This window comes from Pleionea sp. CnH1-48 (assembly GCF_024124665.1).
Taxonomy (GTDB): Bacteria; Pseudomonadota; Gammaproteobacteria; order Enterobacterales; family Kangiellaceae; genus JAMXSB01.
The window spans coordinates 415,825-429,762 of sequence record NZ_JAMXSB010000001.1; the positions used below are offsets into that span (position 1 = coordinate 415,825).

Sequence of the window (13,938 nt, forward strand, 5' to 3'; positions counted from 1 at the left end):
AAAATCCATTAAAAACTTTCAAAACAACATACGGCTAGAATAGCTTCTGATTTAACAGCTAACTATTCATAACATATACAATAACAAGCACAAATAACAAAATAATGGTCGATAGATACGTAAAAGCTTTAGAGTCTACCGACACATCACGAACCTCTTCTTCTTGCTCTACTGTCTGTGGAACAAACTTAGCGGCACCTTTTTGAATACGCAATTTAAGCTGAGTTAATACCCTATCTACATCATGATGTCCAAAGATCTTGCATAGTTCCATCTGATGTTGCTGCCATTGAAAGTTCTGGCAAAGAGTTGAACAATGAGCTTTGGGTATCTCTAATTTTCTATTTTCGTCTTGGTGTTCAAGGAGTACTGAAAACAAACGAATCAACATATCATTTCGATATTCAAAATCTGCAACTTCCGGCGAGTCGAAAAAAGCTTTCCACGCGTCGTCAGTGTTCGACTTGAGTGTTGATTTAAACACATTGAGAAAATCACTTTCTGACATCAAAGTGCGTGATATGTCTCCATGTTCACTATTACTTGCAATATGATCGCTTATCACACCTTCCTGAAGCTTATCATTACTTTGACTTTGAACTTTTGGTAGTTCACTTCCATCAACCTCTGTTTGATGTCGAATATCAGACAGAGCCCGTTGATACGCTTCTTGAAGTTCCTGGAACGCTTCGGGCTCATCTTCTGGATGAGTTGCCTTTAACTTTTTCGCATAAGCTCTTTTAACAGCCTTTCTATCGGAGGTAGGCTCTATACTAAGGACTTCCCAGTAGTTCATTCAGAACTCTCTTCTATGGTTAACACTGAGCCGATTTCTTTTTCTAGCAAGGTCCAGATGTTTTGATAGTAGAACCCTAAACCAGAGTCGATAATCTTGCCTTGCTTGTTAAGAATATAGATATTAGGTGATGTCGATTGATCTAATACATCGGCAACTTGCCTGTCTTCATCGTACAACTGAATCAAGGGCTTGCCCTCTGCCAGCAACTTTTTCTCGTTCTCTATATACCAACCAGGCATTGTCTCAGATGCCTCTTTTTTATCAGAGATTACATAAAGAGGTGACGTCAAATCAGAAAAGTTATCAATGAGTTTTTCATAGGTAGCGACTCTGTCATTATAAGGGCCGTTACCGCGATAACTGGGCATTACACATAAATACAGTAATTTATTTGGCTCAAGACCATCAATAATTTTTGATAGCTGATATTCTTTTGTCCCTTCAAAATTATCAAGGTGAAAGTCGATAGGAAAGAACTCTCCAGTCCAGGGCTCTTTATCCGACTCTTCAATACCAAAGGTTAACAACATTGCATGGAGGACATCACAGCGGCAATAATATTCACTGGTATACAACAGCTTATGAGCTTCTTCCATGTTTCCATTTTCTCGCTCTGCTAACCCTAAGTAATAAAAAGTTAATGCATGCCAGTTGGTTGTCCAGCCATCAATGTGCTCGTCTCTATAGTTTTCTATCAATTCCAATCCTTTGCTTTTTTCTCCCAACTCATACAATGCGATGCCATGAGTTAAGATTGCGATACCGGGAACTTCGAGTTTTAACAATTTCGCGAAAATTCGAGAAAACCAGTTTTCCTGATTAGACGCATGAACACTTGCTTTTAACAAAGACTTCCAGTCTTTTCGTTCCCAAAGTTGATATAACTCGGAGTCATCAAACTCGCCTTCTTCAAAGGATTTAACGATGTTCTTAGTTGTGTTTTCAGCTTCAATACCCAGAGGTAGATGACATCCTTCAATATAAAAGGAGCGAGATTCTGAAGCTCGATGCACAAAATAATGATTATTGGTTTTGGCGTCATAAATAGAACTTAAGTCGACATCGATAGCAGCGACGCCGTTGACGGTTCCAAGAAAATCTCCTGGTTGCAAACCAAACGCCTCTGCAGGAGAGCCAGAATAGACTTTTGTAACATACTTTACTGCGCGTAAGTTAATATTAATCTTCTCTTCTTTTGTCTTACAGGAGAACTTGTGCTCTTTGTAATATACGTGCTTCATAGTTAATTCACTCAAAATATTTAGTGCTAGATATTCCCACAACGCTCTACAAACACCCGCCATTTATCAAGCTTCCAGGCAAGAATATTATCCATAATAAACTCTTGGTTGTACTGTAGAATCTCTTCCGGCTTGCAGAGTAAACCAACATAGAATAGAGATTAAGTGGTAAAAAGCCTTAGCGCTATTTCAATTAATAAGGCTGGCTTATATTCATTCAAAAAATAAACTTACTATTTTAGATAATTTGGACATCCATTCCTTAGCTCGAGAATTATACCTATCATGGTTTGAAAATCAACCACTCGAATGTGAGCAAAATATCGACACTTTTCCTTTTCTAACATTTCTTTCTTTACATTCAACTTATGTTGTTCGCGTCTATGTTTTTTAATCATCATCGTCATTCGACGATGATGATTAGACTCAACAATCTACTTTCCTTGCCTTCTCGCATATAGCTATTTTGCTTTTGATGCAGAAGTTTGCTCTTTACATTTATCGTAAACTTTCTTGAGGAGTTGTTGCAGACCACTTTTAACGACAACAGACTCGGTTAGCCTTCTTTTTATTAATATTTCTCCGGCAGCAGAGTTGGTGAAACTACCGATGGTTTTCAACTCTTCTTTTGAGAATCTAGGGAGCTGCCACTGCTCATTAAAAGCCGATGTTCTAAATTTTAGAATTCCCCACTGGGTATACTTTTTCCCAGTATCGCTGGAGTAAAAGGCCAAAGCTTGCTTGATTTGCTCTTTAGAAAGGTTACTTTCGAACATATCGATATAAAACTGGTTGAAGTAGGATGGCTTTGTTTTCTTTGAGCAGTCGTAATGTTTTTGAGTCACCGAGCCATTGCGAACACCGTTTTCCAGAGAACCATTCATCCCTAGCAAGGCAACCTCTCTTATTTTGGTCACTTTTACCAACTCTAAGGTTTCTTTCGCTACTGTGCTTAACGAGAATGCAGACAAAAAGCCCAAAACTACCCACTTATTCATATCAACGCCTTTTATGTACTGAGGTGGCTTAATCTTTATGGGGAGATTATACCTAAAAAGAAGCTCGTTTTCTTTCCTTTTGAGCCTCTCAGCTCTTGCTTAAGAGCTGCTCAGAATTAAAGTTACAACTATTAATGTCTATGTTTCATACTCGAGCATTGAGGCTCAACTTAGAACAAAGTATTAAGGCTTGTCCTTTTCTTTCTTAGCTTTTCTTGCTTCCCGCTCAGCTTTTGCTGCATCTTTCGTTACTCCTTTAACATTTCTTCTCGATGTTTATGACCTTTCGCCCTACCTCCTTTTAAGGCTTTAAGCAAGGCGGTTCTAAACCGCCTTCTTCTATTATTAAAATGACAATTCAGCTCGCTGACTAGCCAAAGCCTCAAAGTGCTCATCCACCGCCTTTTTTAAGTGTTGATACTTTAGCGCGGGTAAGCACTCAATAAACTGTTGCATACCGAATATCTGATGCATACGCGTAGTAAGTATTAAATACTGAAGCTCTGGCTCTTGAGGAGGCTCGCAGCGATAAGCGGTTTCTCTTTTGATGGCATCTATAATACTGAGATGCATCATAGCGACTCACCTCCCGACGGCTTCTTGCGCTTGGCTGGGCCAGACTGTTGCTCATCTACTGTTAATACGATGCGCTGGTGGCTCCCCTCCAACGTGAGGATATCACCGACTTGAAAACCCAAGCTCTCTAACCACTCTCCCTTAAGCCGAATAAAAGGCAACTGTCGTGGTTCGAAAAGGTGATGATCTTGTTTTGATTGATACTGCGATGTGAACTTGCCAACCGCTAGCTTGCGTGTCTCTTTAATGGTATTGGGATCAGAATCTTTATCGTCAGATTTCGTCGTAATGTTTGCATTAAAGGATGCACCTTTATTATCATGCCTCATGTTTGAGTAACCTCTATGTCAGGTTGTTCGAACAGCGGGTTAGAGTGTTGCTGCACTCTGGCCCGCACCTAAAAGCAACTTAGATAGGTAATTGCTTAAGTAGTACTATAGCGAAAAATGGAAAGGTGGTTTTGAGATATTTTATGGTGAATTTTTATAGATGGAGATAAGTGGTTATAAGATCGAAATGGGGTACCTAAGATTACTTTTTTGGGGGTTTCTATTGTCAATAACCTAACAAATCGCCAGAAACTCACTAGAAAAATAGTTCCACTCCTCTTTAAGAAATGCATCCCCCCTTATCTTTTGCATTCGAGATGGTCACACGACGACACACCGACAAACCGAGATATTTAGAAATCCCATGTTGCTATCATTATGAAAAAAGATGATCTGAACAATGCACAATCCTATTTTTGTTGATAGTTTAAGATGAGATAAATAAGTAAGGAGATTAACAGATGTGGGATGCGATCAAGGATACAGCTCAACTATTCTACCATATATCTGGCGTCGGCCTACTTTTACTAGGAATATATGCCGCGCGGCAAGTACTTCATAGTGCAGGCCAGCTGTCTGTCAGCAAACAAAAACTAGCAGTATTAAAAAAACAACTAGAAGTGAACGAAAGTAATATTAAACTGCAAGAAAAAGACTTAGCTTTACGAAAGGAAGAACTTGACCGCTCAGCTAAAGTGAGCGCATCTGAAGTTGTTAGCTCTTATATGAATGACTTCCTACCGAATGCAAATAAAGTTTGCATGGAGTGGGAAAAGCAAGGGCTTTCTAATTATGAAGGAACAGTTAACAAAGATTTTTTTCATGGAAACCTTAAACAGAATGAAATACAGATGGCCACCGATAAATTTAATACAGATGGCTTTATTGCGTCAATGAACATGCTAGAGTCAATTTCTGCTCAGGTAATACTTGGCGTGGCAGATTCAGATACAGCATTTCACTCTATTGGCCGCTCATTTTGTCACGAGGTTAGCGTTTCTTATGATGCTCTTTGCTTGATTAGAAAATACAGAAGATTTAATCATTGGGGCAACATTGTTAGTCTGTACAACACTTGGACAGAAGCGCTCAACGCAGAAGAGGAAAATAACGATGACAGCTCTCAGCCTATAGAATAACCAAACATTCCGGTTAAAAGAAATACATAAATATTCCATCTAAATAAGAAACGTCAAAATTTTACGCATTAAATACTCATCAAATGCTCAGTCACAGGGTCCGTACCTGCCGAAATTCCGGTTGTACGCACTTCTGGCTCAATCATCAAACGTTCATTAATAATATACTGAGACTGATAATCGACCATCTCTTTCGCTTCTGCATCGACTTCTTTGTGCTGAATGGAAAATCCAATGAAAGTGCTCAAGCCAATGAATGCAAAAGTAGCGGCTACCGCCACTAGTGGAAAAGGATGCTTTTCCACTTTAGACTTTTTTATTACTTTGTTAGCCAATGTTGGATCAAAGGTAACATACACTTCGCTTTCTGCCTCAGTATAAGCAGCCTTGACTGACTTCATTTCATCATAGAGCTTCTTGACTTTATCATCGGATAAAATCAGTCGTTCGATATAAGCTTTATCGGAGTTTGATAACTCATTATCCAGATAAGCACTCACAAGATGACGAACATCATATTGGTTCATAGTTTTTCTCGCAAAAGTTGAGCTAATTTGTCTCTGGCATTAAATAGTCGAGAACGCACGGTTCCAACTTTAATATTCAGTATGCCTGCAATGTCAGCGTAGTTAAGCCCTGCAATTTCGTAAAAGTGCAACACTTCTCGGCTGTTAGCGTCGAGCAAATCAATGCACTCTCTGACAACGGTAATATCGTGCCCCGCCTGAAAGATGCCATGAGGTTCCATTCGAGGATCAGTCGCAATCTCTTGCTGCTCATCTTCCTCAGTGCCAAGAAACCAAAGCCAACGCTTTCTTTTTTTATTATTAATGGTATTTTTTGCAACTTTGTACACCCAGGTTTTTACCGATGATTGTCGGTTAAACCGTTGCGCACCGTTTAAGATCTCTAAGAAGATGTCTTGAAGCACATCCTCATCACTGTCACGCAATTGCTTGGCATGGATAAATACGTAGGCACGAAGCATCTTCTGATAACGATTCACCAGCTCTTCAAATGCTTTATGTTCGCCAGCTTTAATATCCTGAATCAAGCTCCATTCAGGGTCAAAGCTCTCTACATTATCGGTAATAACTTGAATATCCATAATGCGCGACTAGAAGTTAGTGTTTTGTGGCTTAGTTAGATTGGCTTTGGTCAAAGGGACCTTGGAGTCAACGACTTCAAATTTGAAGTCATCAACCCATAGCTTGCCCTTTCCCGACATGAAAACACCAAATAGTAGCGCGGTTGCTCTAGAATCCACATCCAACACAATGGAATACTTTTTCCAATCATTACTACCAACAATAGGACGGTTCTTCATGTTGTCAAACGTAAGACCTTTGAACGTTTGCGTATCAATGCGCATCCACAGCCCTGCCCAACCTTCAACGTTTGTTGTTTTTACCCAGGCACTCAAACGCACTCGCTTTCCCAAATACTTTTGGGGATTGAAACGCTGGCTGATGGTGCCAAACTGCTCACTGTTGGTACCCTCTTGTGCAAACAAGTAAGCACTGGGCGCAGGCTTGCCCTGTTGTTGATCAATGCCAACTTTATAGAGTTGCTGATCACTGCCAGTGAAACGCCACCCCTCAGGCAAAGAACTGGCCCTTACATCTTCTACAAAGACTAACGCCACCAGAAGAAGAGAGTACAAAATAGGTTTCATCAAACAATCATCTCACTAATAAACAACAAAGAAGTCATTAAGCCTGCTCACAAACCGCATTAAAAGCTGGTGTTTTTGGGTCCATCTTCTAACACTCTTTTCTTTCCGGTAACCGGAACAGAATCATCAACAAGCGTAAAATTAAACTTATCGATATAGACAGTTCCTTCGCCACTCAATAAAACGCCATAAGCCAGGTTAGAAGCCGCTTTATCAACATCAAGAACAATCGTATATTCGGTCCAGTCTGATGTGCCTTTGATATGACGCCCAAACATGTTATCGAAGGCAAGTACCTTGCGGTTTTCACCATCAACACGCATCCAGACTCCAGCCCAATCGGCAACATCTTCGGCTTTTACCCAAGCCGTCAATTTAACCCGCTTACCAAGATAGGACTTAGGGTAAAAGTTTTGCATAACAGTGCCAAAACCTTCTATCTCTAAGTCTTCTTTTGAAGCAATGACTACAGAAGGTGCAGGCACACCTTCGTTTTGGACTAATTCCATTTTATAAGACGAAGGACTACTGCCAGCACGAAACCAGCCTTCTGGCAGCTCACCTGCAAAACAAGGCATAGCGAAAGTCTGAACAGCGAGTAACGCAGCCAACCATCGTTTCTTCATTATTACTGTCTCCCAAGGTATTTGTTATATACAGTGTAATGAGCTAACAAAGAGTTCATATTTTTTATTATTTTCTTTGTGGGCTCTTGCTAGCTCATATTCGGAGTTGGTTTTAATGTATATCAAGTCAATAAAACCAACAACATTGTTTAGTGACCGACTCTAACGTTAAAAATCGGTGTTTTTAGGTGCTTCTAGCCTTTCTCTCGTTACATTCGTGGTTTTTACCGTATCATTGACCACAGCAAACTGAAAATCATCCACATATAAAGTACCTTTTCCAGAGAGCAAAACGCCGTACGCAAGATTCGTTGCATCATCATCAACGTCAAGAACAATAGAATACTGCTTCCATTCAGATGATTGAGCAATAGGTCGATCATGCATATTATCAAAAGCCAAAACTTTACTATTCTCACCATCAACCCGCATCCAAACACCAGCCCAATTCTTTATCTCATCAGCCTTAACCCAGGCTGTTAGCTTTACTCGTTTGCCAAGATAATCCGTTGGCACAAACTGTTGCATCACCGTTCCAAAATGGCCGATGGGGGCGCTTGGCTTAGACTTGACCATAACAGCAGGAGCAGGAACACCTTCTGTCTCCACTAATTCCATTTGATATCCTTCTGGATGACTACCGGTAGCCGTCCATCCATCTGGCAATTGACCAGCAACACATGAAGCAGAAAAAATCTGCGCTGCGATCAATGCTCCAATTAACATCTTTTTCATAATTTACTAATCTCCCAAATTGCGACTTTTTGAATGAGTTATCACATTCGGGATATACAGTGTAATGAGTCAGAGAAGAGTTCAGAAAAAATTAAATTTATTTAAAGGAGAGGGAAAAACTGCCTTTTTTGTATAAAAAGCAGCCATTTTAATAATTAAAAAGCTATCCTTAGATTGATTTTTAATCAGGCAAACTCTCTCGACGATAGTGACTTTGAACCAGCGCCCCCATAATAGATTGTGATTGAATATGTTTGAATCGACGCGGTGTATCCAACGCACCAAACAAAGGAATCCCACCACCAAGGATAATAGGCACTGTCGTAATCACCATCTCGTCGATCAAGTCTTCCTTTAAAAAGTTTTGAATGGTGACACCGCCATCAATATATAAGCGCTTAAACCCTCGCTGATCGAGTTGTTGTACAATCTCTCTAAGCTCACCTTTTATGAACTCCACTTTACCTTCATAACCGTCAGGGATCTTGGTCATCGAATGGCTGAGCACAAAAACGGGTTTTGAATAAGGCCACTCCCCCTCAAAACTTTTAACCAGCTCGAAGGTGTTCCGCCCCATCACCAAGCCATCGATTCGCTCCATAAAATCGGCGAAGCCACCATCACAGTCGTCGGGATTTGGGTAAGAATGCAACCAATCGATACCATTGTTTCTATCGGCAATATATCCATCCAGGCTCGTTGCGATAAACACACTATTGGTCATATTAAACTCCCCCAAGTACTCAATGGTCGAAACAAGAACGCCATGATTGAAACAAGAACACAATTATTCTACACTGTAGAATTAAAGCATTTTAATGATATTCCAGCATGACCGTCAAGAGCCCAAAGCGCGGCAGACCCGCAAAACATCAGACACAGCTTTCAAAAGAAGCCATTGTCAGCAGTGCTAAGTTATTGATGAAAAAGGAAGGAGCAATCCCAAGCATTCGCAAGCTGGCGACAGAATTGAATGTTGATGCCATGGCGATTTATCACTACTTTGCCAATAAAAACCAGCTATTGGAGTCAATCACCACCTCATTAATCAGTGATATTTATCAACCTAAACCGTCAGAAGACTGGAAAACCGAACTCCATCAGCTTTGTGTGGGTTATTTGAATCTGTTAAATCAGTATCCAGGGTTGCTGCAAATACTCCTGTCCATGGAATCGAACAGCCCAGCGATGATCTTTATTGAACGCTACGAGTCCATAATCAGCGACCTTCCTCTTAGTTCAGACAATCGGAAACATGCGCTGGATTTGCTGGTGGATTACATTCATGGTTTTGCGCTGGCAATGAGTTGTGATAAGCAGTCTTTGCTAAACATTGAAGCCTTTGATGGGCCCTTTGAGTTTTTTTGTAAGGCGATTGAAGGTTATGGGACTAAGTAAATTAAGCAGATTTAATAGAACAAAGGCTAAGGATAGATAGCACTGTGAAACTTCTAAAACGAAAATGTTCAGAATGTAAACAAAATAGCGTAGATATTATGCACTTGAACCAAATGGACCGACTACAATGCCAAAATGATCGGTGCCGCGCTCAGTTTAGCTATCAATCAACACTTCATTGGATAGAGGGTATTGTTAACATTGCTTTGATTAGTTTCTCAATATATGCAAGCGCTACACTACAAAGCTGGTGGATATTTATTTTGATTGGTATAGCGGTTCCTACGACTTTAAGCTTTTGTGCGAGGAAGTATGGACGAATAAAGCTCGAAGGAATTAAAGCGAAATTAAAGGAGTTGAGGGGTTAGTGAAAAAGGCCCCATCCCCATGGTCAATCCCCACGTCTGTGGGAAACACAATGCACCTGCGTATCTAACTCAGCGTTTTGGCGGTTTATTATTGCTTCGATTCCTCCCGAATCAGCTCAATTTTATGCTGGCACCGAATAGCGGCGGCTTCTGCTTCCATCTTTTCGCAGGCGGCAATCACGATATCGTCAATAAAGAGGTCGACGTCGAATTCACTCGCTTTAATCAGGCTGAAATATTCTTTGTCTGAATAGCCATTACGCAACGCTTCCTGCACCAGAAAAGTCGCAATATCATTAATTGTAAGCTGATAATCCTCTCGCTTAAGAATACTCTTGCCAATGGTGCTGACTTTCTTTAGCAGCAGAATGTCGGCTTTCTGTTGAGGAATCTTACTTTTTATTTGAGCGCCGTCGGTATAAGAAAAGCCTCGAATCGATTCATTAAAAGCCAATGATAGGCGGCCCATCAATGTAAGCTCATCACTATTATGACTGGGAATATATTCATAAACATAAATGGGATCGAGCAATGACAGTTTAATCTTTTTGGGCAGTTCAAGAAATTCTCCTATCCTTGCTTGAATCGACTTAGATATTCGATAGTTAGGCCAAATATCGTCGAAAACATTTTGCATACTCTTGTGTTCAGCTATCAACTTATCAACTTCTTTTAGCTGTTCTGCCTTACCCTGCTCACATTTCTTTTGCAACGACTTTACTTTGCTTTTGCACTGTTTGAGCTTTGTTGCTTTTAGACGCTCGCACTCCAGTTTCTTTTTCGAAAGTCCTGCTTGATAAGCAGCATTCTTTGCCGCTTTGGCAGCTTCGCATACAGGATCATTACCTCTAAGAAGGCATCCGCCAAAAGGATTTTTTGCCAGACACTTACGACAGCTTCGTTTATCGTACTTAGCTTTAATCTTGCAACTTCGAGCGCTAGAGCAATCAACCAACTGAACACACTGTTTAAAAGCGCCATAGTCAGGTGGTGTTATTAAGAACTCAACTTTATCACTGGCACTCAAACTCATGGAGAGGCTAATCATCAAAGCAGTTAATAGAATCCTTATCATTTTTTATCCCCCTCACACTCATCCATTGCCAGTTCAGCTCTTAAGGCATCGTCGCCGTATTTTTCTATGGAGCTGTTTTTTTCTTTGTTTTCTTCACTTAAGAAGTTTTGTTGTTTTTCTAATACTTCAATGGAATGCTTGGCTACGATATTGACATCGCTGGGGTTATTTTCCAGCTTCTCTAAGGCATAAATAATTTTGGATAACGCGCTGTGAATCTTTAGATTAGAGGTTTGTTCGATTGATAACGCCAGCTGAGTGTTTTTGTACTCATAAACCGCTTTTTGCTTGTTGAGTTTACAAGTGACTTCATTCAGTTTTCTTATGGTTTGTTTATATTCGAAGTAAAAATAAGCACTGGCAAAAATCAACCCAACAAAAATAGCTGAGATAGCATAAATAGCCTGCACAGAGTCGGCAAAGTCGCGGAGTGAATAATCCAACACCCCTTTGTCTTTTTTGTTTTTATCGTTATTGCGTTTTGCCACGGCTCTCCTCCTTAAACCATTGGGCAACTTAATATTTTATTAAGCTACTGATAGTTTAGACGAAGTTTGCCGGATTCACCGAGGCTGAATCTCACCAAGAAATAAAAAGAAATCCCACACCTTTGTGGAGAACAAATAAAAAAGCCAATAAACACTAACCTGCTGGCGGCCAATCCCTGCACCGGCGGGAACGCCCTTACTGTATGTTATTGATATCTATCAAGAAAAGCCCTTTAAAAGTCCGTTAAAAATTCCACCAACCATTTAATACAAAATGAGATAAACATTAAGCTGATGTTAAACAACAAAAAAGCCTTCTGATAAGAAGGCTTTTTGAATGTCTCAATAATAAATGTCGTTATTTAGGCGTTAATACTCCACCAAAGCGCCATGATTCTCTTGTAAATCATTAACACTGTTTGTTGAATCCTTTGATGGTGTCAGTGCTTTCACTTTTAGTAATTGTTCAATAAATATCTGAAAATCGCTTTTAACTGCATATTCAACACTTAATCCATTTACCAGTTCATGCATCTTGCTTAAGTTGCTCACAAACAGGCTGCGATCAGGTAGCAAAAACTCGCGCATTTGTTCGATGGCTTCCATATCTTGCTGGAAAGCACGGTCGAATCGATAGTTATCAGAGACTGAATGGCGAATGTTTGAGTAACAACTCCAGTAATCACTGATAAAGAACTCTTCGCAAAATTTACCATTTAACACATCACGTTCGTTCTCACTCAGCTTGTTTTTAAAGTCTTTGCTGAACTCATGTATATAATCACCACGAACAAAATAGTCACCGCCCGCTTCATGAGTATCTCTCGCCAGATAGCTATAGCTATCGCTGTCTCGGTCAACCAGTAATGGCCATGAGCTGGTCATCACTATGTCTTGAGGTACTTCGATAATTACATCAAGATGTTGTTCGCGATTAAGCGCACCTTCTTTTAACACCCAAAATTTATTCAACGTTAATGCATCATTTTCATAGGTGAAGTAGTAATCCATGGACTGAATGTTTTCTGATACGTTTTCAGCATCAACACCGCTACTAGAATACTGGATGCGTAAGTTTACTTTTTTATTCGGTAAGTCGTGAGTCTTTACTTGATAACTAACACGTCTGGCATAGTGGTCGGTTGGATACTTTTCGTTAAACGTCAATGCCAGGTGATTACCATCGATCGAGAAGCTTTTTTCAACACTTTCCGTCTCGTGCTCCTGATGCACATAGATTTGAAAAGCAATCGCAGCGGCTATCATCCCCACAGGCACTAAGGCCCCCTGCTTTAGCGATGATTTAATCTTAAAGTTAGGACGTTCAAGATAGAACTTCTTTAAGAAAAAGGCCAAAGCCAATACAATCAAATACATGGCAGAAATACTCAGCGCCCAAGACACTGGTAACGAGAAAAGCTGACTATGATTGAACGAATAGATGATGGTGCCAGCGATGATTAAGGCAAACAGCAAGCCTAACGCCACCACACTCTTTATCAGGAAGAAGTAAACATTTTTGCGCTTAACAAAGTGACTGCCAATCACTCTGACCAACGCACCAATGATGCTAAAAGGCAAAAAGATAATACGTTGCAATTGCATAAAAGGCCCCTCCTTTGGAGCTTTTGAGGTCGCAATGTGTCGTGCTGTCTGCGCCTTGCCTTGAGCAGCAAGGGCAGTGTTTCGATCACTGTTGGTATCGAGCGCAATCCAGAAAATAATATAGAGCGCAACCCCCAGACCAAAGAACATGATCAAAGAGAGAAACACCAACCGTAAGATAAACGCAGGTACGCCAAAACGAGTTGCTAGTCCGGCACACACGCCGCCCATGATTTTATTTTGAGGATCGCGGTAGCTCTTGCGTTGTGTGGGTTCGCTGGTTTCTTCGCTATCGATAAAACCGACTTGCTCAATGATGTCATTGAGTTGTTCAATGCTGATGGCTCGCTGCTCGTTACTGCTCAATGCAAACAGCAACTCAGCAATACGTAATTCGATGTCTTTGTAGATGTCGTCGGCATATTCTTCTGTGGCCAATTGTTGTTGAATTTTTTCCAGGTAGGTCTGCAAGACCTTGTAAGCTTCTTCGTCCATCCAGAAAACCTGATGAGCGATTTCGATGCTAACTACTTTGTTCACTGTTTGCTCCCTTTACGAATGGATTCCACAGAATCGGTAATGCCCTGCCAGGCTTCGTCCAGGCTTTGCCGATAAGTCAGGCCTGCCTCCGTTAAAGAATAGTACTTACGGGGCGGCCCAGACTCCGACTCCTCCCAGCGATATTGCAGCAACTCAGCTTTTTGCAGCCGATTGAGCAAGGGATACAGAGTACCGTCTGTCACAATAAGGTTCGCCGCCTTAAGGCGGTTGATAAGCTCGGCGGTGTAGATCTCATGATCAGCCAACAGACTGACAATGCAGAACTCTAAAATGCCGCGTCGCATTTGGGTGATAGTATTTTTCGCTTCCATGAGAATAACTCTAA

At 40.7% G+C, this 13,938-nt stretch carries 17 protein-coding genes; 2 read left to right on the forward strand and 15 right to left on the reverse strand.

Annotated elements, in window-relative coordinates; genetic code table 11:
• Window positions 1-58 precede the first annotated feature (58 nt).
• The 5 genes from NH399_RS01825 to NH399_RS01845 form a co-directional block, all read right to left on the reverse strand.
• Window positions 59-796, reverse strand: coding sequence for a J domain-containing protein (locus tag NH399_RS01825; protein WP_253036705.1), 738 nt, complete (start codon window positions 794-796; stop codon window positions 59-61).
• Window positions 793-2,040 (reverse strand): hypothetical protein, encoded by a 1,248-nt coding sequence (locus tag NH399_RS01830; protein ID WP_253036706.1) that lies wholly within the window; start codon window positions 2,038-2,040, stop codon window positions 793-795. Before NH399_RS01830 ends, NH399_RS01825 begins: the two co-directional genes overlap by 4 nt.
• 461 nt (window positions 2,041-2,501) lie before the next feature.
• Entirely contained in the window at window positions 2,502-3,038 is a 537-nt protein-coding gene (locus NH399_RS01835; protein WP_253036707.1) for a DUF2059 domain-containing protein, read from the reverse strand.
• A gap of 345 nt (window positions 3,039-3,383) precedes the next feature.
• On the reverse strand, window positions 3,384-3,614 hold the full coding sequence (locus NH399_RS01840) for a hypothetical protein (protein ID WP_253036708.1): 231 nt from the start codon (window positions 3,612-3,614) through the stop codon (window positions 3,384-3,386).
• Complete coding sequence (locus tag NH399_RS01845) at window positions 3,611-3,943, reverse strand: SymE family type I addiction module toxin (protein ID WP_253036709.1); 333 nt, start codon at window positions 3,941-3,943, stop codon at window positions 3,611-3,613. The genes NH399_RS01840 and NH399_RS01845 overlap by 4 nt, the downstream gene beginning before the upstream one ends.
• A gap of 461 nt (window positions 3,944-4,404) precedes the next feature.
• Between NH399_RS01845 and NH399_RS01850 the strand changes: the two genes are divergently transcribed.
• Window positions 4,405-5,082: a hypothetical protein gene (locus tag NH399_RS01850; protein ID WP_253036710.1), complete on the forward strand. Its 678-nt coding sequence runs from the start codon at window positions 4,405-4,407 to the stop codon at window positions 5,080-5,082.
• Between the two features lie 68 nt (window positions 5,083-5,150).
• Here NH399_RS01850 and NH399_RS01855 read toward each other — a convergent pair whose 3' ends face one another.
• From NH399_RS01855 to NH399_RS01880, 6 genes are all read right to left on the reverse strand, one after another.
• The gene (locus NH399_RS01855) at window positions 5,151-5,609 is read right to left on the reverse strand and encodes an anti-sigma factor (protein WP_253036711.1); all 459 of its coding nucleotides are present in this window, start codon (window positions 5,607-5,609) and stop codon (window positions 5,151-5,153) included.
• Entirely contained in the window at window positions 5,606-6,190 is a 585-nt protein-coding gene (locus NH399_RS01860; RefSeq protein ID WP_253036712.1) for an RNA polymerase sigma factor, read from the reverse strand. Before NH399_RS01860 ends, NH399_RS01855 begins: the two co-directional genes overlap by 4 nt.
• 9 nt (window positions 6,191-6,199) lie before the next feature.
• Window positions 6,200-6,757, reverse strand: coding sequence for a hypothetical protein (locus tag NH399_RS01865; protein ID WP_253036713.1), 558 nt, complete (start codon window positions 6,755-6,757; stop codon window positions 6,200-6,202).
• A 59-nt stretch (window positions 6,758-6,816) separates the two neighbouring features.
• Complete coding sequence (locus tag NH399_RS01870; RefSeq protein ID WP_253036714.1) at window positions 6,817-7,383, reverse strand: hypothetical protein; 567 nt, start codon at window positions 7,381-7,383, stop codon at window positions 6,817-6,819.
• Window positions 7,384-7,551: 168 nt separating this feature from the next.
• On the reverse strand, window positions 7,552-8,118 hold the full coding sequence (locus NH399_RS01875; RefSeq protein WP_253036715.1) for a hypothetical protein: 567 nt from the start codon (window positions 8,116-8,118) through the stop codon (window positions 7,552-7,554).
• A 181-nt stretch (window positions 8,119-8,299) separates the two neighbouring features.
• Window positions 8,300-8,842, reverse strand: coding sequence for a dihydrofolate reductase family protein (locus NH399_RS01880; RefSeq protein ID WP_253036716.1), 543 nt, complete (start codon window positions 8,840-8,842; stop codon window positions 8,300-8,302).
• Between the two features lie 107 nt (window positions 8,843-8,949).
• Here NH399_RS01880 and NH399_RS01885 point away from each other — a divergent pair, with 107 nt between their 5' ends.
• The gene (locus NH399_RS01885) at window positions 8,950-9,516 is read left to right on the forward strand and encodes a TetR/AcrR family transcriptional regulator (RefSeq protein WP_253036717.1); all 567 of its coding nucleotides are present in this window, start codon (window positions 8,950-8,952) and stop codon (window positions 9,514-9,516) included.
• Between the two features lie 456 nt (window positions 9,517-9,972).
• Here NH399_RS01885 and NH399_RS01890 read toward each other — a convergent pair whose 3' ends face one another.
• The 4 genes from NH399_RS01890 to NH399_RS01905 form a co-directional block, all read right to left on the reverse strand.
• Complete coding sequence (locus NH399_RS01890) at window positions 9,973-10,959, reverse strand: hypothetical protein (RefSeq protein ID WP_253036718.1); 987 nt, start codon at window positions 10,957-10,959, stop codon at window positions 9,973-9,975.
• On the reverse strand, window positions 10,956-11,447 hold the full coding sequence (locus NH399_RS01895) for a hypothetical protein (protein WP_253036719.1): 492 nt from the start codon (window positions 11,445-11,447) through the stop codon (window positions 10,956-10,958). Before NH399_RS01895 ends, NH399_RS01890 begins: the two co-directional genes overlap by 4 nt.
• A 369-nt stretch (window positions 11,448-11,816) precedes the next feature.
• Window positions 11,817-13,592, reverse strand: a complete 1,776-nt coding sequence (locus NH399_RS01900) for a PspC domain-containing protein (protein WP_253036720.1) — start codon at window positions 13,590-13,592, stop codon at window positions 11,817-11,819.
• The gene (locus NH399_RS01905; RefSeq protein ID WP_253036721.1) at window positions 13,589-13,897 is read right to left on the reverse strand and encodes a PadR family transcriptional regulator; all 309 of its coding nucleotides are present in this window, start codon (window positions 13,895-13,897) and stop codon (window positions 13,589-13,591) included. Before NH399_RS01905 ends, NH399_RS01900 begins: the two co-directional genes overlap by 4 nt.
• Window positions 13,898-13,938 lie beyond the last annotated feature (41 nt).

What these genes read in the sequence shown, in the direction of transcription:
- NH399_RS01830 (WP_253036706.1), bottom strand. Translation starts at nt 2,040, where the DNA reads ATGAAGCACGTATATTACAAAGAGCACAAGTTCTCCTGTAAGACAAAA.
- NH399_RS01835 (WP_253036707.1), bottom strand. Translation starts at nt 3,038, where the DNA reads ATGAATAAGTGGGTAGTTTTGGGCTTTTTGTCTGCATTCTCGTTAAGC.
- NH399_RS01905 (WP_253036721.1), bottom strand. Translation starts at nt 13,897, where the DNA reads ATGCGACGCGGCATTTTAGAGTTCTGCATTGTCAGTCTGTTGGCTGAT.
- NH399_RS01855 (WP_253036711.1), bottom strand. Translation starts at nt 5,609, where the DNA reads ATGAACCAATATGATGTTCGTCATCTTGTGAGTGCTTATCTGGATAAT.
- NH399_RS01875 (WP_253036715.1), bottom strand. Translation starts at nt 8,118, where the DNA reads ATGAAAAAGATGTTAATTGGAGCATTGATCGCAGCGCAGATTTTTTCT.
- NH399_RS01860 (WP_253036712.1), bottom strand. Translation starts at nt 6,190, where the DNA reads ATGGATATTCAAGTTATTACCGATAATGTAGAGAGCTTTGACCCTGAA.
- NH399_RS01865 (WP_253036713.1), bottom strand. Translation starts at nt 6,757, where the DNA reads ATGAAACCTATTTTGTACTCTCTTCTTCTGGTGGCGTTAGTCTTTGTA.
- NH399_RS01885 (WP_253036717.1), top strand. Translation starts at nt 8,950, where the DNA reads ATGACCGTCAAGAGCCCAAAGCGCGGCAGACCCGCAAAACATCAGACA.
- NH399_RS01825 (WP_253036705.1), bottom strand. Translation starts at nt 796, where the DNA reads ATGAACTACTGGGAAGTCCTTAGTATAGAGCCTACCTCCGATAGAAAG.
- NH399_RS01870 (WP_253036714.1), bottom strand. Translation starts at nt 7,383, where the DNA reads ATGAAGAAACGATGGTTGGCTGCGTTACTCGCTGTTCAGACTTTCGCT.
- NH399_RS01890 (WP_253036718.1), bottom strand. Translation starts at nt 10,959, where the DNA reads ATGATAAGGATTCTATTAACTGCTTTGATGATTAGCCTCTCCATGAGT.
- NH399_RS01840 (WP_253036708.1), bottom strand. Translation starts at nt 3,614, where the DNA reads ATGATGCATCTCAGTATTATAGATGCCATCAAAAGAGAAACCGCTTAT.
- NH399_RS01850 (WP_253036710.1), top strand. Translation starts at nt 4,405, where the DNA reads ATGTGGGATGCGATCAAGGATACAGCTCAACTATTCTACCATATATCT.
- NH399_RS01845 (WP_253036709.1), bottom strand. Translation starts at nt 3,943, where the DNA reads ATGAGGCATGATAATAAAGGTGCATCCTTTAATGCAAACATTACGACG.
- NH399_RS01880 (WP_253036716.1), bottom strand. Translation starts at nt 8,842, where the DNA reads ATGACCAATAGTGTGTTTATCGCAACGAGCCTGGATGGATATATTGCC.